This window comes from Shewanella oneidensis MR-1, from assembly GCF_000146165.2.
In the GTDB taxonomy this organism is placed as follows: Bacteria; Pseudomonadota; Gammaproteobacteria; order Enterobacterales; family Shewanellaceae; genus Shewanella; species Shewanella oneidensis.
In genome coordinates this window covers 2,318,071-2,341,544 of record NC_004347.2, presented here as the reverse complement: position 1 = coordinate 2,341,544, position 23,474 = coordinate 2,318,071, and the positions used below count along the sequence as shown (strand labels likewise).

Genomic DNA, 23,474 nt, shown 5'->3' with positions numbered 1-23,474 from the left:
CTCTTCTTCTGATTTTGTGTTCTGGTTTTATGATTAAAAATTGATATAAATTAAAGTACGAGCTGCATCGGAATATCGCGGATCCCACCGCGCTCGCGAATATCCCCTAAGGCGATAAAGCCAAAGCGCTGATAGACAGGCAACGCATTCACCGCCGAGTTGACGGTAAACGTGCCGGGATTCCCCTTAGCGAGACACTCAGCTTTAGCAAACTCCCACAGCTGGCGCGACAGGCCTTGCCCCTTGGCAATATCCGCCACAAATAGATGATAAAGATGACTGTTATCCTTAACGCCCACCACGCCGACGAATTCGCCAGCCTCATTCATTGCAACATGATATTGATAACCTAAGGCAAAATAATGAGCCATCGACTCAACCGACATGGCTTTGACTAAGGTTTCAGCGCCAACATCTGTGCACGTGGGAGCAATATAAACTTGTGTAAGGTGTGAGATTAATGCGCTTATTGCCTCAATATCTGTTGTACTCGCCGCTCTGATCAGCATCTTCATTCCTTGATCTGTAACCGTAGCCAATATTTAACCCCGTTCGTTTACTGGTGTGTTTAGCTGAATACAAACAATTCTATTATTAAAAAGCCAGAACAGGGTTCTGGCTTTGGCAACAAGATAAAAGGACTCAATACAGCGTATTTAAATCCATCATCCTCGATTACTTTTTCGTCCAGCTGTCCATCCAACGGAACACGTTCGCATACCATTGTTCTAGGTTTTCTGGCTTTAAGATCCAGTGGTTTTCATCAGGGTAAATCAGCAGCTCAGATGGAATACCTTTACGCTGCATAAAGCTAAATGCAGCTAAACCTTGACCATAAGGCACACGGAAATCCTTCTCGCCATGGATAACCAACATCGGGGTTTTCCAGTTTTCCACATAGTTAACTGGGTTAAACTTCTCATATAACGCTTTGTTATCCTGATAAGTACCACCAAATTCATGTTCTGGAAACCAGACTTCTTCGGTCACGTAGTACATGGAGCGCATATCGAACAGACCCGCGTGGTTAACTAGGCACTTAAAGCCATCGTTCCAGTTACCTTGGATCCAGTTCATCATGTAGCCGCCGTAAGAGCCACCTAAGGCACAGGCATTTTGTGGATCGAGCCATTTTTGTTGTTGGCTCACCGCTGCCAGACCTTTTTGTAAGTCTTCTAATGGCTTACCGCCCCAATCTTGACTAATAGAATCGGTAAAGGCTTGGCCGTAACCGGTTGAACCGTGGAAATCCACCATCACAACGCCATAACCCGCACCGGCCCATAACTGGGCATTCCAACGACCACTGAAACCGTTACCAAATGAACCTTGCGGACCACCGTGGACTAGGTAAGCAATCGGATACTTTTTGCCTTCTTGGTAGTTGGCAGGTTTGATCCAGTAGCCGTAAACATCTTCGTTATTCCAACCCTTAAAGCTAAATTGTTGGAATTCACCGAATTTAATTTCGGCCAGTTTGTCTTTGTTGACTTCGGTTAGACGTTTCAGGCCTTGGCCGTCGGTGTTGATGCGGTACAGATCGCCCGGCTCAACTAAGGTTTTGCTGTCGAAAATCAGTTGATCGTCGGCGATCGCAATCAGGCTATTACTGCCGTCGCTATAGACAGACTGCACATCACCAAATTGAGTATTCACTTTAAAAATAGACACTTGGCCGATATCCTGCGCCGTCACATACAGAGTACGGTTGTCCGGTGCAAACATCAGCGAGCTTGGACTTCTGTCCCACAGCGGCGCCACTTCCTTCGACTGTCCCGTACTGGTATCACGCAGCATAATGCGATAACGGTCGGCTTCAAAACCGGGCTTGGTCATGGCGAGATAGGCCATATAACGGCCATCGCTAGAGAAAGTCGGCTGCGCGTCCCAAGCAATGTTATCGGCGGTTAAGTTAGTGGCTTTGCCACCATTCACACTCACCTGCCACAGATCGTAATTGGTGGTCCAAGCTTGATCTTTGCTGGGCGCTTTAGCGCTGTAAACCACATATTGGCCATCAGGGGTGAAAGTCACTTCTTCCATGCCTGAGAATGGCTTAGGTGGGGTTTCTGTGTCTAAACCTTGGGTGATATCGACAACTTTTGTCAGCTTCTCACCGTTGAGAGTGCCGACAAATAAGTGATTACGGGCGTGATCTTCCCAGGTATCCCAGTGGCGCACCATCAACTGCTTGTATTCACGGCCCGTCGATTTACGCTCTTCTTCAGCCTTAAATTTGTCTTTTGAGCACGCTAAGTCTTTACACTCTGGGAAGACCCGCATGCTGAGCACGATTTGCTTGCCATCATTTGAGAGTTTGTACCCATCGATATCAAGTGGTAAATCAGAAACTTGCTGCGCTTCACCGCCGGTTAATGGCAGTTGGAACAGTTGGCTTGAACCGCTGCGGCTGGCGAGGAAATAAATCGATTTGTCATCGTTTGCAAAGCTGATATCGTGCTCTGTACCCGCTGCTGATGTCAGCTGCAGCGGTTTCGCGTCTGCTTGCGTCAGATCGAGAAGATATAAATCCGAGCTTGCCTCTCCCTTGTCATTAACGGTTTTCAGGCCGTAAACCAATTTTGTACCGTCATGGGATACCACGGCTGAATGCAATTTATTGAGTTTAACCAGCTGTTGCACAGTAAAAGGCTTAGGATCGGCTGCGTGGGCGCAGCAGGCCAAACCTGCGGCGCCAAGCGCCAATAGGAGAGGAGCTATTTTCATTGTTATGTCCATCTTTTGTTAAACACATTCGGTAGTTGTCACCGAATGAACGGTAAATACGATCTGCAATCGTCTTTAGGAAGATAAGTTTGCCACACTAACGAAACAAAAACGCTCAAGCAAGCCAAAAGGCATACTTGAGCGTATTTTTTTGTGACAAATTGTCAGTCACTATATGCGATCACTGAGCGTCACCCATGACCGCTAAAAAGCAAATAGCTGTCTTTAGGCTTTTGCATTCGCGTTAGCGATATTCACTTTCCAAATCGCAGGACCCGTTTCATGGGCATTCACGCCGTTTGAGTCAACCGCTACAGTGACTGGCATATCCTGCACATCAAACTCGTAAATCGCTTCCATACCTAAATCGGCAAAAGCTACCACACGGGATTTTTTAATGGCTTTTGACACTAAGTAAGCCGCGCCGCCAACAGCCATCAAGTACACCGCTTTGTGCTTCTTGATAGATTCAACGGTTGCAGGACCACGCTCAGCCTTACCGATCATGCCCATCAGGCCAGTCTTATCCAGCATCAGGTCAGTAAACTTGTCCATACGGGTCGCGGTTGTAGGTCCTGCAGGCCCCACCACTTCATTACCCACGGGGTCAACTGGGCCAACGTAATAAATAAACTTACCAGTAAAGTCGACGCCTTCTGGTAAACCTTCGCCGCTTTCAATCAGGCTTTGGATACGTTTATGGGCAGCGTCACGGCCGGTGAGCATTTTACCGCTCAGCAGCAGGGTTTCACCGCTCTGCCACTGTTCGATATCGGCTTGTGTGACTGTGTCTAAGTTAACACGGCGCACATCGCTGCCCACTTCGCGGGTGATTTCTGGCCAGTCGCTGAGTGATGGCGGCGCAAGATCAGCAGGACCCGTGCCGTCTAAGTGGAAATGCACGTGACGAGTTGCGGCGCAGTTGGGGATCATCACCACAGGTTTTGATGCCGCGTGGGTCGGTGCAGACTTGATTTTCACGTCTAAAACCGTGGTTAACCCGCCAAGCCCCTGCGCACCAATACCTAAGTTGTTGGCACGTTCAAAGATATCTAAACGCAGTTTTTCTTCTGTAGTTTGTGCACCGCGCGCCATTAACTCATGGATATCCACGCTTTCCATCAGGGCTTCTTTGGCCAATACGGCCGCTTTTTCAGCGGTGCCGCCAATACCGATACCGAGCATACCAGGAGGACACCAGCCCGCGCCCATGGTGGGCAGCGTTTTTTCAACCCAAGCGGCGATATCGTCCGATGGGTTTAACATCACCATCTTAGCTTTGTTTTCACTGCCGCCGCCTTTTGCTGCGATAGCAACTTCAACATGATTACCTGGCACCATATCGATATGCACAACTGATGGGGTGTTGTCTTTGGTGTTTTTACGGCTACCTGCAGGATCCGCCACAATTGATGCACGCAGTGGATTATCTGGGTTGGTGTAAGCACGACGCACACCTTCATCGACCATTTGTTGAATGGTCATATCAGTTTTATCCCACTTAACCCCCATACCCACTTTAACAAACGTGGTCACGATACCCGTGTCTTGGCACAGTGGACGTTTGCCTTCGGCAGACATGCGCGAGTTAATCAAAATTTGTGCAATTGCATCCTTCGCCGCAGCACTTTGTTCACGCTCATAAGCTTCGCTCATGGCATCGACAAAATCTTTGGGGTGGTAGTAGGAGATGTATTGCAGGGCATCCGCCACACTTTCAATGAAGTCGGCTTGTTTAATCACTACATTTTCAGACGTTTCATGGTGAGATGACATAGTAGGAGCGCTCCAGCAGCCTTTAGGGCCTTACTTGTTTTTTTGTGTAATTCTTTCTGGGCCAATATGATACTCTTTCCCATCTTTTTGGGCTACATCACATTTTTAGATAGGGTTAATAGATGGTAAATAGGGCGTCAAAACAGCTTGCATCACGCCAACTTGACTGGACATTAAGCACGGCAGACCTCTTTGAACACTTTGCGGCAGAACCTTGGGCAATACTGCTCGACTCGGCCAATGCCCCCCATCTGGATGCTAAGTTCGATATCATTTGCGTAAATCCCATTGCCACCCTTATCACCCATGGTGAACTGACCGAAATTAAGGTTCAGTTGCCCGAATTAACCATTCCCACCCAAATGAGTGCAACCGATGATCCCTTTACGCTGGTCAACCAGTTATTGCGCCACTGGTATCCGCAATCCTTTGCTTGTGAACTCCCCTTTAGTGGCGGCGCCATGGGCAGCTTTAGCTACGATTTAGGCCGTCGTGTTGAAGCTATCCCCAATATTGCGGCGCAAGATATTCAACTTGGGGAGATGAATATTGGTTTTTACGACTGGGCCCTAATTTTTGACTATCAGCAACAATGCTGGCATTTAGTGCATTATTTGGGTGAAACCGCGCTAGAAACTCAATTGAAAATAATTGAAGCAAAAATGGCTAAAACTGTAAAAATAGCCGAATTCACCCTCGTTACCCCTTGGGCTGCACAACTCAAAAAGGCTGATTACGTTAAAAAATTCAATCAAGTTCAAGCCTACCTGCATAGCGGCGATTGCTATCAAATTAATTTAACGCAACGATTTGAAGCACAATATCAAGGCGATGAATGGAGCGCCTATTGCAAACTGCGCAGTGCCAATCAGGCGCCCTTCTCTGCCTTTATGCGGCTTAATGACAATACGATTTTATCGATTTCGCCTGAGCGTTTTATTCAGCTGCGCGGGGATGATATTCAAACCAAACCGATTAAAGGCACTCTGCCGCGCCATAACGACCCTGCGCTAGATAAGCAAGCGGCGCAAATACTCGCCAACTCCCCAAAGGATCGCGCCGAAAACGTGATGATTGTGGATTTGCTACGTAATGATATCGGCAAAGTCGCGGCGCCCGGCTCAGTGCAAGTGCCGCATCTATTTGCCGTCGAAAGCTTTCCGGCTGTGCATCATTTAGTGAGTACCGTCACCGCTAAACTCGATCCACAATACCAAGCCTGTGATTTGCTGCGGGCAGCCTTTCCCGGTGGTTCAATTACCGGCGCCCCCAAAATTCGCGCTATGGAAATTATTGAAGAATTGGAACCCTCACGCCGCAGCCTGTATTGTGGTTCAATAGGCTATATCAGCCAAGATGGGCAAATGGATACTAGCATTACCATCCGCACCATTGTTGCCGAGCGCGGCAAGCTCTATTGTTGGGCAGGCGGGGGCATCGTCGCCGACTCCGATGTCGATGCGGAATATCAAGAAAGCTTCGACAAGGTGAGCCGAATTTTACCCCTGTTAGAAAATCAGCGATAAACCCAAGCAAACACGAGTAACAAGCCAATGGATCAAACCGAATTTAGACTTAGATTCACTCTGCACCCTTTAGCTAAGCAAGATCCGGCGGCGCTCCCTCACCAAGGACTGCGAAAAGCGGCGGTGTTAATCCCTTTACAAGAAATCGACGGTGAGTTGAATCTGATTTTAACCCAAAGACCGATGCACCTTAGGGCGCATCCTGGGCAAATCAGTTTCCCCGGTGGCAAAATTGAAGCCAGTGATCCAAGTGCGATTATGGCGGCCCTGAGGGAAGCGGAGGAAGAAATCGGTCTTTGCCGTGAAAATGTAGATGTGATAGGCACTTTTCCTGCCCACAATACCTTTACCGGATTTGAAATTACCCCTGTGGTCGGGATTATTAAGCAAGATTTTACCTTAAGACTCGATCCAGGCGAGGTTGCTGATTGTTTTACCGTGCCTTTAAGCTTTTTTATCGAACCTCGCCATCGCCACCGTAAGGAATTCTTACGCAAAGGCCGGTACTACAGCGTGCATTTTATCCCCTATCAACAGCGCTTTATTTGGGGTGCGACAGCGGCGATTATTGATCATCTCTGTAGGCATGTGAGTTTACCCGAGGAGATTCGGTAAGTCGCACTCACACCGTTTTATGCTAAAATCACAAAGTGAACGTATAACCCCGCTGCTAGGGAGGTTAAAAACAACAAGGGGATATTAAACCAGTAACCCAGTTTGCTGTGGTGAGCAACATAATAATTAACTGCAAGACTCACCAAACTAATCCCGCAGCAAACCCAAATAAGATACTGCAACATTTCTGTTTCATGCGGCTCCCAGCTCATTCTTACCGTGGCACCTCGGTTAAAAAAGGCACCGATTACACGCTCTGGCCTTGCTTCCTCCAAGACTAGTAGCGCATAAACCGCCACTGCCCAACCTAGGATGGATAATGTCGCGAGGATGAGCTGGAATATTTTGACTTTTCTCATATCGCCTCCACACGTTTAACGCACGATAACCAAACAACCTGAAGATGTCGGATTCTGATTGATTGGGTATATATTGCTTAATAGCAGTAATATTCACCTCAGGATACCTTTTTCAGCTTGAGAAAAGCCACCAGCAAGGTAATATAAACCTCCAAAATTTTCATATAAAACGTTTCGTTGGAGAACTAAGCAACAATGAGTATTGCATCAGTCGCTTCTGTATTTAAAGGTGAGCACGCAGTTGGTTCTACAGTCACAGTGCGTGGTTGGGTAAGAACCCGTCGTGACTCTAAAGCTGGCATCTCTTTTTTGGCAGTCTATGACGGCTCCTGTTTCAATCCTATCCAAGGTGTCGTGCCAAATAGCTTAGAAAATTACGACAACGAAGTGTTAAAGCTCACCGCTGGCTGCTCGGTGATCGTAACCGGTGACATTGTCGAATCACCTGGCGCAGGCCAAGCCTATGAGCTACAAGTCACTGCCGTTGAGGTCACGGGTTGGGTTGAAGATCCAGACACTTACCCAATGGCGGCTAAACGCCACTCAATTGAACATTTACGCGAGCTTGCTCACTTACGCCCACGTACCAACATCATTGGTGCCGTTGCTCGCGTACGTAACTGTTTATCTCAAGCCATTCACCGTTTCTACCACGAAAATGGTTTTGTGTGGGTGTCTACACCGCTGATCACCGCATCTGACTGTGAAGGCGCGGGTGAAATGTTCCGTGTATCGACACTGGATATGGAAAACCTGCCACGCACTAGCGACGGTAAAGTGGACTACGACAAAGATTTCTTCGGTAAAGAAGCTTTCTTAACCGTATCAGGCCAATTAAACGGTGAAACCTACGCCTGTGCGCTGTCAAAAATCTATACCTTCGGCCCAACGTTCCGCGCTGAGAATTCAAACACCAGCCGCCACTTAGCGGAATTCTGGATGGTTGAGCCAGAAGTGGCTTTCGCCACCTTAAACGATATCGCAGGCCTTGCCGAAGGTATGTTGAAGTACGCCTTTAATGCGGTATTAACTGAGCGTATGGACGATCTGCAATTCTTCGCCCAGCACGTGGATAAAACTGTGATTGAGCGTCTGCAATCCTTCGTCTCAAGCGATTTTGCCCAAGTGGATTACACCGATGCCGTTGAGATCCTGCAAAAAAGCGGTCGTGAGTTTGAGTTCCCAGTCTCTTGGGGTATCGACTTATCCTCTGAGCATGAACGTTACCTTGCTGAAGAGCACTTTAAAGCCCCTGTGGTTGTGAAAAACTATCCAAAAGATATCAAAGCCTTCTACATGCGCCTTAACGAAGATGGTAAGACCGTTGCCGCGATGGACGTATTGGCCCCAGGCATTGGTGAAATCATCGGAGGTTCGCAACGTGAAGAGCGTTTAGATGTGCTGGATATGCGTTTGGAAGAAATGGATCTGAACAAAGAAGATTACTGGTGGTATCGCGATCTTCGTCGTTATGGCACAGTGCCACACGCAGGTTTCGGTCTAGGCTTTGAGCGTTTAGTGTCTTACGTCACTGGCGTATCCAACATCCGTGACGTGATCCCCTTCCCACGTGCGCCACGCACCGCAAACTTTTAATCTCGTTCCCGAGATAGATTTGACCTTAAAACGCGCTATTAGCGCGTTTTTTATTAGCCTTATAAACTGCGTTAAAATGCATCACTCAATCAAACTCCTTCGCCTGAGTCCTTGCGCTTTAGGGGGGAAGAAATCTAAGATGGCAGCGGCTAATACGGTGTCGTTATTTTTTAGCCCAGTTGCATGTTAGTGGCGTAGTTGCACGAAGCAACTCAACAGCATTTTGCTCAATCGAGGAATCATAATGTCAAAAATCAATTTACTTTTGCTGTGCGGCGGTGGAAGTGCGGAACACGATATTTCCCTACTGTCGGCTAATTATTTTGAAACCTCATTAGCAAAATCAGAACAGTTCAATGTACTACGTGTGGTACTGGATAAATTTGGCCAATACCAAACCGCCGCAGGGGATGACTGCGAGCTGACCAATAACCGTGAGATCCGCTTTCGTGACGAGAGTAAAGCCCCTTGGCCTGTGGATTATGTCATCCCTTGTATTCACGGTTATCCGGGCGAAACTGGTGATATTCAATCTTACTTTAATCTTATCCAACTGCCCTACTTTGGCTGTGAGTCCGAAGCCAGCAGCAACTGCTTTAACAAAATCACTGCTAAGATGTGGTTCAGCGCCTTAGGCATTCCCAACACGCCTTATATCTTTTTAAATCAATACGATGATGAAGCCATTGCCCAAACCCAAGCGGCACTTGAAAAGTGGGGATCGATTTTCGTCAAAGCGGCCTCTCAAGGCTCCTCTGTCGGTTGCTATAAGGTGGATGAGGCCAGCAAAGTGCTAGGCGTGCTTAAAGACGCATTTGGTTATGCGCCCTACGTAATTGTCGAAAAAACCATTAAAGCCCGTGAACTTGAAGTCGCGGTTTACGAATATCAAGGTGAAGTGATTGCCACTCTACCCGGCGAAATTATCTGTGATAGCAATACCTTCTACACCTTCGATGAGAAATACGCGAAAAGCAGCAAGGCACGCACCGATGTGGTTGCGCAAAATGTGCCGACTGACATTAGCGATCAGATCCGCGCCTATGCGATTAAAGCCTTTAAGGGAATGAAATTACGCCATCTGTCCCGTATTGATTTTTTCTTAACGGCGGATAATGAAATCCTGTTAAACGAAATCAATACCTTCCCAGGTTCAACACCGATTTCCATGTTCCCAAAGATGCTACAAAATCATGGACATGACTTCACCCAATACTTAAGTTTGGTGATTAACAGCCAGTTAGCGGCAAAGTAATCTCTTCACTCGCGTTGAGGGGACAAACACTAAGTGCGCCAATGGCGCGCTTAGTGTTATAAATGAGATGGTTGAATCGATTATGAATGTGGCGAAATTACCGCTTGTTTAGCCAGTAATTCAAAAAACACCGCCTTGGGTATGGGTTTATAAAATAGATAGCCTTGAATTTCTTGAATATGGTTATCCATCATCACCTGAAGTTGCTCTTGAGTTTCAACGCCTTCCGCCGTCACGCGTAAGTTAAGTGCATGACTTAAGCGCACTATCGCTTCAATCAAGGCAAGATGCCGCTCACCTTCCGCGAGCCTATCGATAAAACTCTTGTCGATCTTAATTTGATCGATGGGAAAATTCGCTAAGTAAGACAGCGAAGAATAACCTGTACCAAAATCATCAAGGGAGATTTTAATACCTCTGGCACGTAACTCATTAAGCACTTGAATTAAATGAGCATGTTTTTTCATTAACAGGGATTCAGTGATCTCCAAGGTGATCAATTCATAGGGAAAATCCTCTACCCCTAAGCCTTCAATAATATCGGTAAAGGAGTCACAAAACTCATCCTGCAACTCATGGGACCAAAATTCAAAGGTCGACACGTTAATTGCTAAACTCATCGGCCAACCCAGCGCTTGCATTTCAACAATGGTTTGCATTACGGCTTGTCGTACACAGCGACCAATGCTAACGATTAAGCCACTGTTTTCGGCAATGGGGATAAATTCATCGGGGGAAATAAACTGCCCTTCATGCTGCCAGCGTAATAGCACTTCGGCGCGGACAATAAGCCCCGTTGTGGCATCGACTATCGGTTGAAAATACAGTTCGAAGGCGTTTTGTTCTAAGGCTTGCTTAAGTAGCGTGTGAAGATTGGCAATACGTTCGGCATTTTGTTGCATTTGCTCGGTAAAAAAATGATACCGATTACGACCATTGGCCTTAGAGATATACATCGCTTGGTCGGCGCAGTTTAACAGTTGCTCTAAATCGAGGGCATCTTCAGGGAAACGTGCAATACCAATACTCACTGAACTATAAACGCCTTTATCGTGGGATAATTCGTAACGTCGATAAACCTGTTTATTGATCTTATCCGCCAGCTGCGACAGTTCTCTTTGAGTCACAACCCCTGGCAATAAGATGGCAAACTCATCACCACCTAAGCGCGCAAACACCGCCTGCGGGTCCAAACAAATTTTAACCTGTTCCACCATCTGCACTAAGAGGACATCGCCTTTATCGTGGCCGTAGGTATCGTTAACCTGTTTAAAGTTATCCAAGTCCATCAACATAAAGCTAAAACCCGGCGTTAAGCTATCGGCATTTATAAGCTCTTGGATTTGCCTAAACAGGGCGTTGCGGTTAGCAAGCCCCGTTAAGGAATCATTATTCGCTTGATATTTGATTAACTGCGCCGCTTTTTTACGCTCACTGACATCGGAAAATAACCAAGCAAAACCGAGATCTGCGCTGTGGGATTCACGGAAAACCGTTACGGTTAAATCAAGATAAAAAGTCTCGCCATTATTACGCAGGCCAACCAATTCACCTTGCCACATTTTCCCCTCTGAGAGGTGATTAAATAAGGAGGCAATTTCATGTGGCTCTGAGGGCGAAAAAAACTGCTCAGGATTAAATGCCAAAATATCATCAGGTTGTAGGCAAACCATCAGCTTAAACGCATCATTGGCATAGAGTACAGAATGGCTGGCATTGGTAATCACCAGCGCAAGCGGTAAGCGATCAAATATTTTCACCGCAAGACGCTGAAACTCCAATGAACGGCTACGTTCTATGGCTAAACTCGCCAGTCTTGCCGCCTCAGCAATTAAGGTTAAATCCGCAACTGTTGGGGATTTAATCTCTTTGTAATACATAGCAAAGGTGCCAAGTACCTTGCCTTGAGTATCTTTGATAGGTTCAGACCAACATGCCCTCAATCCGTGGACAAGCGCAAAAGATTTATACAAGGCCCAATAAGGATGATGTTCAATATCCTCAACAATCACCCGCTGTCCCGTATAGGCCGCGGTACCACAAGAACCGACCTCAGGACCAATTTCGACCCCATGGATAACTTGATTGTAACTATCGGGTAAATGGGGAGCGGCTCCCGTTAGCACTCTTTTACCATCCTCACTGAGCAGCAAGACAGAAGCATGGGTGCCAAGGCGTTGATCTTCAATTTTTAACACTAAAGCATGGAGAATATCTGCTAACGGAGCGCCATTTAGCAGCATCGAAAGAATACCGTTATAGCATTCGAGGCTAACGTTTTGATTAAACGGAGTGCTTAAACCACTAACAGCACCCACAATCTGCATTCCTTCGTCCATAGAACCCTTAGTCAGTTAGCGTTTAGGTTAACGACATTACTAAGGTGATTAACCTTTGTAAATCAAAGGTGAATTTTAGGGACTTAGAGACGTTAAAGCAACCTTTTGATATGTAACCAAAGGTTGCTTTAAATATCAGAAATGGATCGAGTCGTATTCGAATTATTCTTGAATACGTTCAAGCTTTGCGAGATAAAAACCATCAAAACCAGTATCAGCGGGGCTGATCGTTTCATCCTCCAGTAAGCGGAAATTTGGGTTTTCTGCTAAGAAGGCATCCACTTGACCACGGTTTTCACAGGGAAAAATGGAGCAAGTGGCATAGACCACGATACCGCCAACCTTCACCATCCGGCTGTAACTACTGAGAATATGCTTTTGCAGTTCCATTAACACAGGTAAACGATCCGCGGTATCACGCCATTTAGCATCGGGATTACGCTTTAACACTCCAAGACCCGAACAAGGCACATCCAATAACACACGATCAGCTGTGAGTTTTAAACGTTTAATGGTTTTTGAACCCACAATTAAACGCGTTTCGATATTATGGGCACCATTACGGCGGGCGCGCTCTTTCAGATTGTCGAGTTTCCATTGCTCAACATCCATCGCCAGCAAACGTCCTTTGCCTTGCATTTGGGCGGCAATATGCAAGGTTTTACCGCCAGCACCAGCGCAGGCATCGATCACTCGCATGCCAGGTTTAGCATCCAGCGCAGCCGCTACCCGTTGTGAGCCCGCATCTTGCTGCTCAAATAAACCCTCTTTAAAGCTGTTAGTGCGAAACAATGCCGAATCTGAGGTGACTTCAAGGGCGGAATCTACGCTATCTACCACTTGAGTCGACACAAATTCAGTCGCTAATTTTTGTACTAATTCATCACGACTGACTTTTAGGCCATTAACCCGCAGAAAACGTTTAGGCGGCCGATTTAAGGCGGCACGCTCTTTTTCCCACGAGGCTCCTAACTGTTCACGCCCCATGGTATCTAACCATTCGGGACAACCATCCCAAAGTACGGGGTTAGTTTTAGCCTGTTCGATACGTGCGACTAAATCATCGGGATCCACCGGCAGCGAATACTGCATTTTGGGCAATTCAAGCTCGTGAAACAAATGCCACACATTAAGTAACTTTGAGCCTAAACGCTCCATTTCTTCCGGCTTGATGTCGGCTAAGAAACAGTAAAGATTTAAGCGGCGAAGAATATCACCGGTAACAGTCGTGATCCGCGCCTGCTCGGCAGGGACCAATTTTAATCCTGAAAAATGCTGAGAATAAGCCCTGTCTAAGGGTTTTCCTTCGCTTAGCACCATAGCTAAGATATTGATCACTAATTCATTCGAGCTGGCAGAAAGCGGAGAATTCAACATTTACAGGTCACCGAGAGTAATAAAACCGAGGGATCATAGGAGGTCATGCCCGAATACGCAAGCAAACAGATGCTCAGTTGCCATTAAGAGCACCAAAAACCCAATAAAAAAGCGATCACCAAGGATCGCTTTGATGAAGCAGGCAAGTTCGCTTACATTTTAGAGCCTTTAGCACCATAGAACAGGATAAAACCGTAACAAACCACAGGCAAAATAAAGGCAAGTTGAATGCCTAAGTTATCCGCCAACACACCTTGCAGTAATGGCACAATCGCCCCACCCACAATGGCTAAACAAAGAATGCCGCTGCCTTGCGATGTATGTGGACCTAAGTCTCGCAGTGCTAAGCTGAAAATAGTCGGGAACATAATGGAGTTGAATAAACCCACGCCCAAAATCGCCCACATGGCAACACTACCACTGGTCGTCATGGCCACCAGCACGAGCAGAGCCGCCATAAAGGCATTGAATGCGAGCACAGTGCCTGCGGGGATTTTTTGCATCACCGCAGAGCCAATAAAGCGCCCAACCATGGCCCCGCCCCAGTAATAGGCAATGTAATGGGCCGCTTGCTCTTCCGGCATACCCACTATGTGTGCTTCACCTAAAAAGTTCACTAAAAAGCTGCCAATTGACACCTCAGCGCCGACATACACAAAAATCCCTACCGCCCCCAACACTAAATGGGTACTTTGCAGAGCGCTGGTTTTGCCTAAATGGGTCTGCACTTCACCTGATGCGCCTTCGGTATGCTCGCGGATCACTGGCAAATCTAACTTAGCAAAAATGATGGCGAGTACCGCTAGGGCTGCGGCTAATAACAAGTAAGGCAGTTTTACCACTTCCGCCTCGGCATTGGCTTGCGCTAATTCAGAGGAGACCGAAGCGGCCACCGATAAAATCAACATAGATCCAAAAAACGGCGCCACCGTGGTACCGAGTGAGTTAAAGGCTTGCGTCAGGTTTAAACGGCTTGATGCGGTTTCAACACTGCCAAGGGCGTTGACATAGGGGTTGGCCGCGACTTGCAAAATGGTGATCCCTGAGGCGAGCACAAAAAGTGCGCCGAGAAACAACCCATAGGTCGCAAACGATGCCGCGGGATAAAACAGCACGCAACCGATACTGGCTATCACTAAGCCGGTCACAATCCCTTTTTGATAGCCAAGTCGTTTAACGAGTTGACCCGCGGGAATCGACACCAAAAAATACGCCCAAAGAAACAAAACTGGATCAGCATAGCTTGGGTGTAGTTGAGTGAAAACACCGCCTTAAGATGGGGGATCAGGATATCGTTCAAACAGGTGATAAATCCCCACATAAAAAACAGTGAGGTCAGTGACACTAGCGCAAAACGGTAGTTGCCATTATCCGCTCCGCTGACGCTGGTCGTGTGGCTGCTGGTGTTAATAGATGACGCCATAGTTGTGTTCTCTAATCATGTTTTTATTATCTAAAGGTAAGTTCCCTTAGGCGTTTGCGTAAAACAACGAGCAGTCACAACCGCATTGTCACTGCTTGTTTGGGTAGTCAATTGACTGTACAACCAATTAGGCCAATAGCGCATAGAAGCTGGCATAGGCTGAAAATATCAAGCTATCACCTTGTCTATGTGCGGTTTTCAAACCATGTCCAGCTAATTCTTGCTGTAACTTGAGCCCTGTTAGCGACAACTGAGTTTCAGCGTCTAACAGGTTAAAGCAAACCAATAGCTTCTGTTCCCCAAGTTTACGCACAAACACCAATAGGGGCTCAGGCGCATCGAGAAACTCAATCTCACTAGTAATCAACGCAGGATAACACTTACGCCAAGCAAGGAATTGACGATAGCCATGCAACACAGAATGGCAATCCGCTTCTTGCAGATCTACCGCCAGTGCTCGATGTGCAGCTGCAATAGGCAACCAAGGCGATACTTGGCTAAAACCACTAAAATCAGCATATTGTTCCCATGGCATTGGGGTGCGGCAACCATCTCGCCCCTTAAACATCGGCCAGAAAGTTTTACCAAAAGGGTCCTGCAATTCATGGAATTCAATCGGCACTTCGGTTAAACCAAGCTCTTCCCCTTGATAACTACAGACACTGCCACGCAGCGAACAAAGCATCGCATTAAGCATTTTGGCCATATCGCTGGTTTGCTTACCGCGCCCCCAACGGCTGGCTACCCGCTGCACATCATGATTTCCGATCGCCCAGCAGGGCCAACCGTCGCCAATGCTATTTTCCAACGCCTCTACCGTTTGGCGAATGTAGGCGGCACTATAATCATCGGTCAGCAGCTCAAAGCTGTAAGCCATATGTAAGCGATCATCACCCTTAGTGTAAGCGGCCATCACCGCGAGAGAATCTTCTGCAGAGACTTCCCCTAAGGTCACAGTACCGGGATAACGATTGATAAGCTGGCGTAATGCTTCAATAAACTGAATCGTTTGCGGACGGTCGTTATTGTAATAATGGTACTGATAGGCATAAGGATTATCTTCACTAAATCCCCGCCCCTGACGTTTTTCTTTAGGTTTGGCGGGATTATCCCGAAGCAATTCATCGTGGAAACAGAAGGTAATTGCATCTAAGCGGAAACCATCGACGCCCTTCTTGAGCCAAAACTCGACATTATCCAATACCGCTTGGCGCACATCAGGATTATGGAAGTTGATATCGGGCTGGCTACGTAAAAAATTGTGCAAATAATATTGTTGTCTGCGCGGCTCCCACTCCCACGCACAGCCGCCAAAAATCGCTAACCAGTTATTTGGTGGGGTGCCATCTTCTCTAGGATCGGCCCAGACATACCAATCGGCCTTAGGATTGGTGCGACTCTCTCGGCTTTCGATAAACCAGGCATGTTGATCGGATGTATGACTTAACACTTGGTCGATAATGACTTTAATGCCGCGTTGATGCGCCTTTTCAATCAACTCATCAAAATCTTGCATCGAGCCGAATAAGGGATCGATCTCGCGATAGTCACTAATGTCGTAACCAAAATCCGCCATTGGGGATTTAAAGAAAGGCGAAATCCAAATCGCATCTACATTTAGGCTGGCAATATAATCCAACTTAGTGATGATCCCGCGTAAATCACCCACGCCATCACCATTGGTATCTAAAAGGCTGCGCGGATAGATTTGATAAATTACGGCGCCACGCCACCAAGTTAACTCACTCATAATGCCCCTTTATCCTTATTCTTCAGCAAGCTAACCCAAAAACCCTCTAACGTCTTAGTATTTATGCGCTGCGCTGTTTGCAGGGCATAAATCGCTTGTTGGACTTGGCCGCTGCCACATCCATGTCAATTGGTATAAATGATGCTATAGGAATTTGTTTTTTTGCGGTAGCGGTTTTTTATACAGTTTGGAGGGTAATCACTTGATATCGTTTTTGCTTTCTCATTCTTTTACACTCACTTCTGACTGATTGTTGACCTTGGTTGACAGCATTTTGGCCCCAGATTCAGGCTGACACTCATACCCTATCCCCTCATCGGCTTAACCCCATAAGGCTGGCTGCTTTTCGCTGTCGGTTACGCTACGTCTTGAGGGCGTGGTTATCCTGACATACGTACTGGCTGACCTTGGCTGTTTATCATCACTACCGACTGCGGTCTTATCAACCCAATAAACTGCAAATGACCTAACTGGCATTGCGGACATGACCACAAACAGTCCTTCTTAACCAAAGGACTCGCCAATACCACCTGCGGCTTACGTAGTTGCCGCAGGATGAGCGCCAGCTTTTTGCGGCGGCAAGCATTGGCAAGAAAACCAAAATGTCTCACTCGCATCAGCCCTTTGGGCAACACATGCAGTAAATAACGGCGGATAAACTCATCACAGCTTAGCCACATTTGCTTATGCTGCTGACCGTCACGATAGTCTTTGTAGTTAAAACGGACATGGTCTGCGGTCACTTCTGCAATTCTTGATTCATGCAACATGCCTTTACGGGTATAACGCCCAAGGTATTCCACCACGGTTTCGGCGCGGCTTAGACACGCTTTGCTGTAAACACACCACGGCTTTGCCATTAAGGTTTCAGCCGCTGGAATAGCCAGCTCATGTTGTCGCAGTGCCCGTAATAGCTTAGCCCGATACACGGTGGACAAGGCTTTAACCGGAAACAGATAATCCGTTTTCACGCCATGCCAATCTCCCGCTGACGTCACCACCCCACCAGGGATTAAGCAATGCAAGTGGATATGTTGACTCAAGGTCTGCCCCCACGTGTGCAGCACCATAGTGCAACCCAATTGACCCTGAAGGTGTTTCCGTTTCATGCCAAACTGCGCCAGCGTCTGCCACACCGATTCAAACAACGCGCTATAGAGCGGCTTGGCAGCATAGTGCGCCAAGATGTTCAACTCGTGGGGTAAGGTAAAAACCAAATGGAAATAGCGGCAAGGCAAGACTTGCGCCTGCTGCGTAGCAATCCACGCTTGCGTCTGCCTTCCCTGACAACGAGGGCAATGCCGGTCACCACAGGAGCAACACACCTGCTGCTCATACTGGCAAGTATCACAACGCCAGTGCTGCATCCCTAAGGTTTGCGTGCGACACTGTTGAATATGCTGGCAGACCAAAGCTTGCTGCTCGGTCAGTTTATGCTGCTGTTGATAGTGGGCTAAGTGCTGCTGAAGGATATCGCTTAAATGGTAGGAGGTTGCCATGGCATTCCCCCAAGACTTGCTAGCAAGTCACAGCCTTGATGACCTAATTCCGGCGACCAATGCAAGTAGCGTTCAGTAGACTTGATACTGTGATGCCCAAGCTGAGCCTGTAATTGATGAAGTGGCATACCCGCTTGTAATTGATGGGTTGCATAAGCATGCCTTAGGCTGTGTGGACTGCATGGCTTAGTGATACTCGCTAAGCGGGCCGCCTTCGCTAACGCTTTACGAAAGGTCGACTCATGCAGCGGATAAACCACATCATGATAGGTCGAGGCAAACAACCATTCGACGGGATGATACGCTTGCCAATACTGACGCAACAGGATGAGTAAAGTCGGTGAGAGTATCACCCAGCGGTCGCAGGCACCCTTGCCTTGACACACTTTGAGTAACTGCCGCTGCCCATCGATATCAGCAACCTTAATATGGGTTAACTCACTGACACGCAAACCACAACCATAACACAGCGCCAACATAGCGCGTTGTTTCAGGTTTTGACAGTGGTACAGCAGTGCCGCGATATCTTGGCAACTAAGCAATTGCGGCAGTTTGTGCGGACGTTTCGGTAAACTTAGCTGAATCGTAAAGTCACGTTTTAGGACATGTTCATAGAAAAAATGAATGCCATTAAGCTGTAACTTTAAAGTAGCTCTGGAATGATGCCACTCAAGATTTAAGTAACGGAAATAAGCCGTAAGCTGCTCATCCGTAATGTTATCGAGCGGTTGGTTTGCATAGTGCTGAAGTTGGGTGATGGCATACAAATAAGCGTTACGCGTTCGGGCCGAGTAACCACGTAAACTAATCTCATCATGGAATTGTTGCAGAAGTGATGACATGGTAGACCTCCTAGGTAAGGGATTATCCCTAGGAGTAAGTGTGGAGCAGCGGTTCGCTTTAGGCTCCGCGCAGCGGCTTAGTTCAACATTTTATTCGTGCGCATGCGCGTTTACCTCATTAGACCAGTGAAAACGCGCACAGTTAACTATCTGTATGCAAAGAACTTATCAGCTTTTTATCAAATACACCATCCCGGAAAACGCGCATGCGCGTTTTTCAAACCTATTATCTAATCCATGAGATTTATAACTATATGATTTTAATATTTTTTATGGCTGAGTAAATGTAAAAACGCGCACGAAGGTAGGATAAAATTTTTCCCAAATCCTCATAATTTGAATATGACTGTATGCCTGTAAGGGCTATCCATTTAGCGCCACCAGTGTCAATATGTAGTAATGAAAACTTCATCGTATTTATTAAAAGCTGGCGTCGATTACCCTACAAATTGGGACGAATTTGTTGATTGGTTTCATGATGAACAATCTTGCACTAGCTACCTTTACGCACTTCGTTGGCCAAACGGATTCATTTGCCCAAGCTGTTCGAGCCATCAATCACCTTATCAGTTAAGTAATGGCAAGTTAAAATGTCATGCTTGCCGTTTTCAGTGTTCAGTAACATCAAGTACACTTTTTGACAAAACAAGAACCCCCATGAAAAGTTGGTTTGCAGCTGTCTGGTTTATTACAAATCAAAAGAATGGGGTCAGCGCTCTTGGAGTCCAAAGGCTATTAGGTCTTGGGAGTTATCAAACTGCTTGGTCTTTAATGCACAAGTTAAGATATGCCATGGTTGATCCTGAAAGAGATAAACTGTCCGGCATCGTAGAGGTTGACGAAACATTAATAGGTGGGGTCATTCCAAAATCATCTATTAAAAATCAACAGGGTAAGCGTAAAGCTATAGTTTTGGTGGCTGTTGAGCTGCTATCACCCTCTGGATTTGGGCGGATACGTTTAAGGCAAGTAGAAAGTGCAACTAAAGAACATATCCATCAATTCATTCAAGATGTAATAGAGCCTGGTAGTACAATTTGTAGTGATGGTTCTCAAGCATACAAGCAAATAGACAAAAAAGGATATAAGCATAATCGGATGGTGCATTTAGGTTCATCTGTACCTGCACATGAAACAATGGCTGGGGTGCATCGAGTCTCATCATTATGTAAAAGATGGCTTTTAGGTACGTATCAAGGTGCGGTAAAGGCTAAGCAACTTGATTATTATTTAGATGAGTTTACATTTCGCTTCAACAGAAGAAAGTCAGATTCTCGGGGATTATTATTCTACAGGTTGCTTGAGCAAGCAGTGCGTTCTAAGCCGATAACGTACCAATCAATTAAAAATCGATAACCACAATATATAGTGGTTGGTCGTGCTAAGTGGATAGCCCTTATGCCTGTCCAGTTTTTAGGCATCGCAAGGAATTGCAACATTTGAGTTATATGCATGAAAATTTCTAGGCCAGAGAGTCTGCTTTAGATTGAGCCACAGACAACTCGTTAACTTGCCTTGGTCAATAGCTTTTTGGCCAGATGAACCGTTCAATGGTCGTTAAGATTGGCATTGTTGCGACTGTGACTGTTGGCAACATGGATGCTCATTCACATCTGACCCATAGGGATATGGGAAATGCCACTATGATGTTGGGAACATCATTGGCCATGTGATCGCAACATTCGGATATCCATATACAGCAGATGCCGCCGACGAACCTATAGGGATACCTCTTGTTAAATAAATAGGCGGCGTGTCACAGGGAAAACAATGACGATTCATCCAGCACTTCGGACTACAAAGTCATCTCGCTTTGGGGCATTATCACTTTAATCAATTCGTTAATCTCTTGCCTTGCTAATACGTTTTTCCCGCTAATAGGTCTAATAACGCGTCCATACTCTGCTCAAGCAAATCGAGGACTAATTCAAATCCTTGGCTATCGCCGTAATAGGGATCGGGGACTTCATCAATCTCACTATTTCCGAAGGATAACATTAGCCTTAATTTGTACCGATATTCGGGTGGGCAACGGCGTTGTAAATCGACTAAATTGCTTTTATCGGCCGCTAAAATCAGATCAAAATGCTCAAAATCGGCATCAACAACTTGCCTTGCACGTATTGCTTCGAAACTCAATCCCCGTTTTTTGCCTGCGGCCATGGCGCGACTGTCGGGGTTATCTCCTTGGTGATAACCAATGGTGCCCGCTGAATCGACTTCAATATCAAGACGACGTTGGCGAATTTTGGCGCGACAAACCGCCTCGGCGGTGGGTGAACGGCAAATATTGCCCATACACACCATTAAGATACGTCGTATATTTTGTGTTTTTAACGCTTTATCTTCTAACAACTTAGCATCCTCACGCATGGCTATTTAGGGGTCGATGCCATTTGCCCAAAGGCGGGAGAAATACATTTTTTACTTCAAAATGATAACCGTATTTCTCATGGTCGGACTCAGTGATTTCCAGTATTTCATAATCATTAAGTTCAACCACCACGGAATTGGCCGATTTTTGACAACGGCTTCGGCCATTGGCTTCAAACTTGTAAGTAAATAAAGCGATTAACTCTCTGATCCCGTTGCAATATCTATGACCAAAGGCTGTTAATGATTCAGTAGAATCTCTTTGCTTAGGTTTAATCATTAAACCGTTACCAACGCTTTCGACGTTATCTTCAGCTTTAAGTTGTGTTTCAGCTTCAGGTACGACTTGGATATCGAACTGATTGCCGTTTATTTCTTGAGTTTTTTGGCTAAATCCTCTATCCAATTTTCGCCATCGGTAATTGCAATTAAGTTCAATAACAGCACGATAGAAGGAGCATCCGTACTAATGCGGTCGCCACTACAAAGCGCTTCTTATTACCTTGTTCACTTTGCTCAAGCCAATAACAGCAGACCAATATGGAAAAGTAAATAACAAGGGATCACCAATTGCAGCAAGAGTAAGGCGATGATTGAGTTACATATAAACAAAATAGGCATGTACAGCAAAATCGCAAAGTTATGGGTGTAGGATAAATGCGAGGCCAAGACGCCTGTGGTTTCATTCACGACACTGCCAGTGGATGCCAAGCTGTGGCGAATTTTGGCCAAAATTCAATAATTAAGGCGACAGCAGTAATAATGGCGGCAAGTCCAATTTCGGGTAGAAATACGATTAAAGCCAGTAACGCTAATAAGTAGCAACGCTGTGCCAAACTTAAACGCTGCCAAAAGTGCTGTGTCGCAACGATGGGATACTTAACCCATTTAGGGACAACAAAGTCACGCGTAATACGCTGTACCCAAAGCGTTAATCAATGCAGACTCTCGATCAAAATTTACTCCTTGCTAAAATTTCAATTTAATAATCAATACGATAAATGGATACACTTGTACTGAGGAGCTCGACTTTTATCAAAGTTAAACATTTTCGCAACTTATTCTTTATTCTTTGGGTCAATATCGGTTCTGATCCGTAAGTAACTGGCAAAACGCGGTAAACCATTCACCGTTAAGCCAAGATACTTGTAGGTGATAAGCGTACCAATGGCTGGGGGATGCTGGCGCTCAGCGAGGTTAAAGCCTGTGCCAATATTAAAGATACGACCATCTGGCGTTTGTACCCTTAAGGCCCCCATCTTTCCACTAAATTGCCCTTTGCCTGCAATGTAACCAATCACTGTGGCTTCTGCATCTAAATAGGGCTTTAATTTCATCACATTAGGGTTACGCCCCGGCGTATAGATTGCCGTACGACGATGTAAGATTAGCCCTTCAGCGCCAAGGGCAACTAAGGTATCTAAGGTTTGATACAGGGCTTCAACACTGGCGACACTAAACTGCTCAATCACTTGCAGATAAACCGATTTCCCTGCGATAAGTGCTTGCATCTTATGGTAACGCTCTTCAAAGCTGCCTTTGGTTGTTGGTAAATCAAATACCATAAACCGAACGTTTTGCCAGTCGGCATCCTTTGGCGATGCTTGACGTATTAAGCCTGATATCGCCTCAAACTGCCCTCTTCCAAGCCATAACTCACCATCCATTGCGATGGCAGGAAACTCGGCGGTAAACCAACTCGGGGCCAAAATGGGATTGCCCTGACGGGTGAATAAGCGTTGCCCATCCCAATAACCTCGTACACCATCGAGTTTTTCGCTGACAAAAAATGTGCTGATTTGAGCATCATTATTGGAGTGATTATCGAGCGAATATTCCGTTGCTAATTGAATATTCGGTGCCGGACTCGCAAAGCTTGCGGTAATCAATACGCAGCAGAGTCCAATAATCAATCCCAAGCACTTAAGCGCTGTAAATCTTACAAAAGGTAAGCGAGTTGTAAGAGCCATTCCTTTGCCTCTCAATAAAGTCATCACACTCCAAGCTTAGTCTTTCG

Annotated in this window: 18 protein-coding genes and 1 pseudogene; 5 read left to right on the top strand and 14 right to left on the bottom strand. The window is 46.3% G+C overall.

The window, feature by feature from the left end:
* Window positions 1-50: 50 nt before the first annotated feature.
* The 3 genes from SO_RS10225 to SO_RS10215 form a co-directional block, all read right to left on the bottom strand.
* Window positions 51-509 (bottom strand): GNAT family N-acetyltransferase, encoded by a 459-nt coding sequence (locus tag SO_RS10225; protein WP_011072248.1) that lies wholly within the window; start codon window positions 507-509, stop codon window positions 51-53.
* Between the two features lie 166 nt (window positions 510-675).
* Window positions 676-2,727 carry a dipeptidyl-peptidase 5 gene (locus tag SO_RS10220; RefSeq protein WP_164925700.1) on the bottom strand — a complete coding sequence of 684 codons (2,052 nt, stop codon included), beginning with the start codon at window positions 2,725-2,727 and terminating at the stop codon, window positions 676-678.
* Window positions 2,728-2,952: 225 nt separating this feature from the next.
* Complete coding sequence (locus tag SO_RS10215; RefSeq protein WP_011072246.1) at window positions 2,953-4,503, bottom strand: fumarate hydratase; 1,551 nt, start codon at window positions 4,501-4,503, stop codon at window positions 2,953-2,955.
* A 122-nt stretch (window positions 4,504-4,625) separates the two neighbouring features.
* Between SO_RS10215 and pabB the strand changes: the two genes are divergently transcribed.
* Entirely contained in the window at window positions 4,626-6,029 is a 1,404-nt protein-coding gene (gene pabB / locus SO_RS10210) for an aminodeoxychorismate synthase component I (protein ID WP_011072245.1), read from the top strand.
* Window positions 6,030-6,056: 27 nt separating this feature from the next.
* Window positions 6,057-6,644 (top strand): CoA pyrophosphatase, encoded by a 588-nt coding sequence (locus tag SO_RS10205; protein ID WP_011072244.1) that lies wholly within the window; start codon window positions 6,057-6,059, stop codon window positions 6,642-6,644.
* A gap of 17 nt (window positions 6,645-6,661) precedes the next feature.
* On the opposite strand, the gene SO_RS10200 is transcribed toward SO_RS10205, so the two are convergent.
* The gene (locus tag SO_RS10200; protein WP_011072243.1) at window positions 6,662-7,003 is read right to left on the bottom strand and encodes a hypothetical protein; all 342 of its coding nucleotides are present in this window, start codon (window positions 7,001-7,003) and stop codon (window positions 6,662-6,664) included.
* Window positions 7,004-7,198: 195 nt separating this feature from the next.
* Between SO_RS10200 and asnS the strand changes: the two genes are divergently transcribed.
* Window positions 7,199-8,599: an asparagine--tRNA ligase gene (gene asnS, locus SO_RS10195; protein WP_011072242.1), complete on the top strand. Its 1,401-nt coding sequence runs from the start codon at window positions 7,199-7,201 to the stop codon at window positions 8,597-8,599.
* A 244-nt stretch (window positions 8,600-8,843) separates the two neighbouring features.
* Window positions 8,844-9,854, top strand: coding sequence for a D-alanine--D-alanine ligase (locus SO_RS10190; protein WP_011072241.1), 1,011 nt, complete (start codon window positions 8,844-8,846; stop codon window positions 9,852-9,854).
* An 80-nt stretch (window positions 9,855-9,934) separates the two neighbouring features.
* Here SO_RS10190 and SO_RS10185 read toward each other — a convergent pair whose 3' ends face one another.
* The 6 genes and pseudogenes from SO_RS10185 to SO_RS10155 all read right to left on the bottom strand — a co-directional run bounded on the left by SO_RS10185 (window position 9,935) and on the right by SO_RS10155 (window position 19,084).
* Complete coding sequence (locus SO_RS10185) at window positions 9,935-12,193, bottom strand: bifunctional diguanylate cyclase/phosphodiesterase (RefSeq protein ID WP_011072240.1); 2,259 nt, start codon at window positions 12,191-12,193, stop codon at window positions 9,935-9,937.
* 162 nt (window positions 12,194-12,355) lie between these two features.
* Window positions 12,356-13,570: an RsmB/NOP family class I SAM-dependent RNA methyltransferase gene (locus tag SO_RS10180; RefSeq protein WP_011072239.1), complete on the bottom strand. Its 1,215-nt coding sequence runs from the start codon at window positions 13,568-13,570 to the stop codon at window positions 12,356-12,358.
* Window positions 13,571-13,722: 152 nt separating this feature from the next.
* Window positions 13,723-14,993 (bottom strand): annotated as a pseudogene (locus SO_RS10175) (sugar MFS transporter).
* 127 nt (window positions 14,994-15,120) lie between these two features.
* Window positions 15,121-16,743 carry an alpha-glucosidase gene (locus tag SO_RS10170; RefSeq protein ID WP_011072238.1) on the bottom strand — a complete coding sequence of 541 codons (1,623 nt, stop codon included), beginning with the start codon at window positions 16,741-16,743 and terminating at the stop codon, window positions 15,121-15,123.
* Window positions 16,744-17,123: 380 nt separating this feature from the next.
* Entirely contained in the window at window positions 17,124-18,242 is a 1,119-nt protein-coding gene (locus SO_RS10160; RefSeq protein WP_011071694.1) for an IS91-like element ISSod25 family transposase, read from the bottom strand.
* A complete protein-coding gene (locus SO_RS10155) occupies window positions 18,221-19,084 on the bottom strand; it encodes a tyrosine-type recombinase/integrase (RefSeq protein WP_011072208.1) in 864 nt (287 codons plus the stop codon). Before SO_RS10155 ends, SO_RS10160 begins: the two co-directional genes overlap by 22 nt.
* Window positions 19,085-19,483: 399 nt before the next feature.
* Between SO_RS10155 and SO_RS10150 the strand changes: the two genes are divergently transcribed.
* Window positions 19,484-20,440 carry an IS1595-like element ISSod11 family transposase gene (locus SO_RS10150; RefSeq protein ID WP_011071113.1) on the top strand — a complete coding sequence of 319 codons (957 nt, stop codon included), beginning with the start codon at window positions 19,484-19,486 and terminating at the stop codon, window positions 20,438-20,440.
* 501 nt (window positions 20,441-20,941) lie between these two features.
* Here the strand turns inward: SO_RS10150 and SO_RS10145 are convergent.
* The 4 genes from SO_RS10145 to SO_RS10135 form a co-directional block, all read right to left on the bottom strand.
* Window positions 20,942-21,457, bottom strand: a complete 516-nt coding sequence (locus SO_RS10145) for a low molecular weight protein-tyrosine-phosphatase (protein ID WP_011072237.1) — start codon at window positions 21,455-21,457, stop codon at window positions 20,942-20,944.
* Window positions 21,450-21,863, bottom strand: coding sequence for a hypothetical protein (locus tag SO_RS23215; protein WP_238560581.1), 414 nt, complete (start codon window positions 21,861-21,863; stop codon window positions 21,450-21,452). The genes SO_RS10145 and SO_RS23215 overlap by 8 nt, the downstream gene beginning before the upstream one ends.
* A 110-nt stretch (window positions 21,864-21,973) precedes the next feature.
* Window positions 21,974-22,189 carry a hypothetical protein gene (locus SO_RS23210; protein WP_238560580.1) on the bottom strand — a complete coding sequence of 72 codons (216 nt, stop codon included), beginning with the start codon at window positions 22,187-22,189 and terminating at the stop codon, window positions 21,974-21,976.
* Window positions 22,190-22,515: 326 nt separating this feature from the next.
* Window positions 22,516-23,427 (bottom strand): DNA ligase, encoded by a 912-nt coding sequence (locus tag SO_RS10135; RefSeq protein ID WP_164925699.1) that lies wholly within the window; start codon window positions 23,425-23,427, stop codon window positions 22,516-22,518.
* Window positions 23,428-23,474 lie beyond the last annotated feature (47 nt).

Coding starts and splice junctions, on each gene's coding strand:
- SO_RS10155 (WP_011072208.1), bottom strand. CDS start 19,084: ATGTCATCACTTCTGCAACAATTCCATGATGAGATTAGTTTACGTGGT.
- SO_RS10215 (WP_011072246.1), bottom strand. CDS start 4,503: ATGTCATCTCACCATGAAACGTCTGAAAATGTAGTGATTAAACAAGCC.
- SO_RS10205 (WP_011072244.1), top strand. CDS start 6,057: ATGGATCAAACCGAATTTAGACTTAGATTCACTCTGCACCCTTTAGCT.
- SO_RS10145 (WP_011072237.1), bottom strand. CDS start 21,457: ATGCGTGAGGATGCTAAGTTGTTAGAAGATAAAGCGTTAAAAACACAA.
- SO_RS10185 (WP_011072240.1), bottom strand. CDS start 12,193: ATGGACGAAGGAATGCAGATTGTGGGTGCTGTTAGTGGTTTAAGCACT.
- SO_RS10200 (WP_011072243.1), bottom strand. CDS start 7,003: ATGAGAAAAGTCAAAATATTCCAGCTCATCCTCGCGACATTATCCATC.
- SO_RS10180 (WP_011072239.1), bottom strand. CDS start 13,570: ATGTTGAATTCTCCGCTTTCTGCCAGCTCGAATGAATTAGTGATCAAT.
- asnS (WP_011072242.1), top strand. CDS start 7,199: ATGAGTATTGCATCAGTCGCTTCTGTATTTAAAGGTGAGCACGCAGTT.
- SO_RS10160 (WP_011071694.1), bottom strand. CDS start 18,242: ATGGCAACCTCCTACCATTTAAGCGATATCCTTCAGCAGCACTTAGCC.
- SO_RS10220 (WP_164925700.1), bottom strand. CDS start 2,727: ATGAAAATAGCTCCTCTCCTATTGGCGCTTGGCGCCGCAGGTTTGGCC.
- SO_RS10225 (WP_011072248.1), bottom strand. CDS start 509: ATGCTGATCAGAGCGGCGAGTACAACAGATATTGAGGCAATAAGCGCA.
- SO_RS10170 (WP_011072238.1), bottom strand. CDS start 16,743: ATGAGTGAGTTAACTTGGTGGCGTGGCGCCGTAATTTATCAAATCTAT.
- SO_RS10135 (WP_164925699.1), bottom strand. CDS start 23,427: ATGGCTCTTACAACTCGCTTACCTTTTGTAAGATTTACAGCGCTTAAG.
- pabB (WP_011072245.1), top strand. CDS start 4,626: ATGGTAAATAGGGCGTCAAAACAGCTTGCATCACGCCAACTTGACTGG.
- SO_RS10150 (WP_011071113.1), top strand. CDS start 19,484: ATGAAAACTTCATCGTATTTATTAAAAGCTGGCGTCGATTACCCTACA.
- SO_RS10190 (WP_011072241.1), top strand. CDS start 8,844: ATGTCAAAAATCAATTTACTTTTGCTGTGCGGCGGTGGAAGTGCGGAA.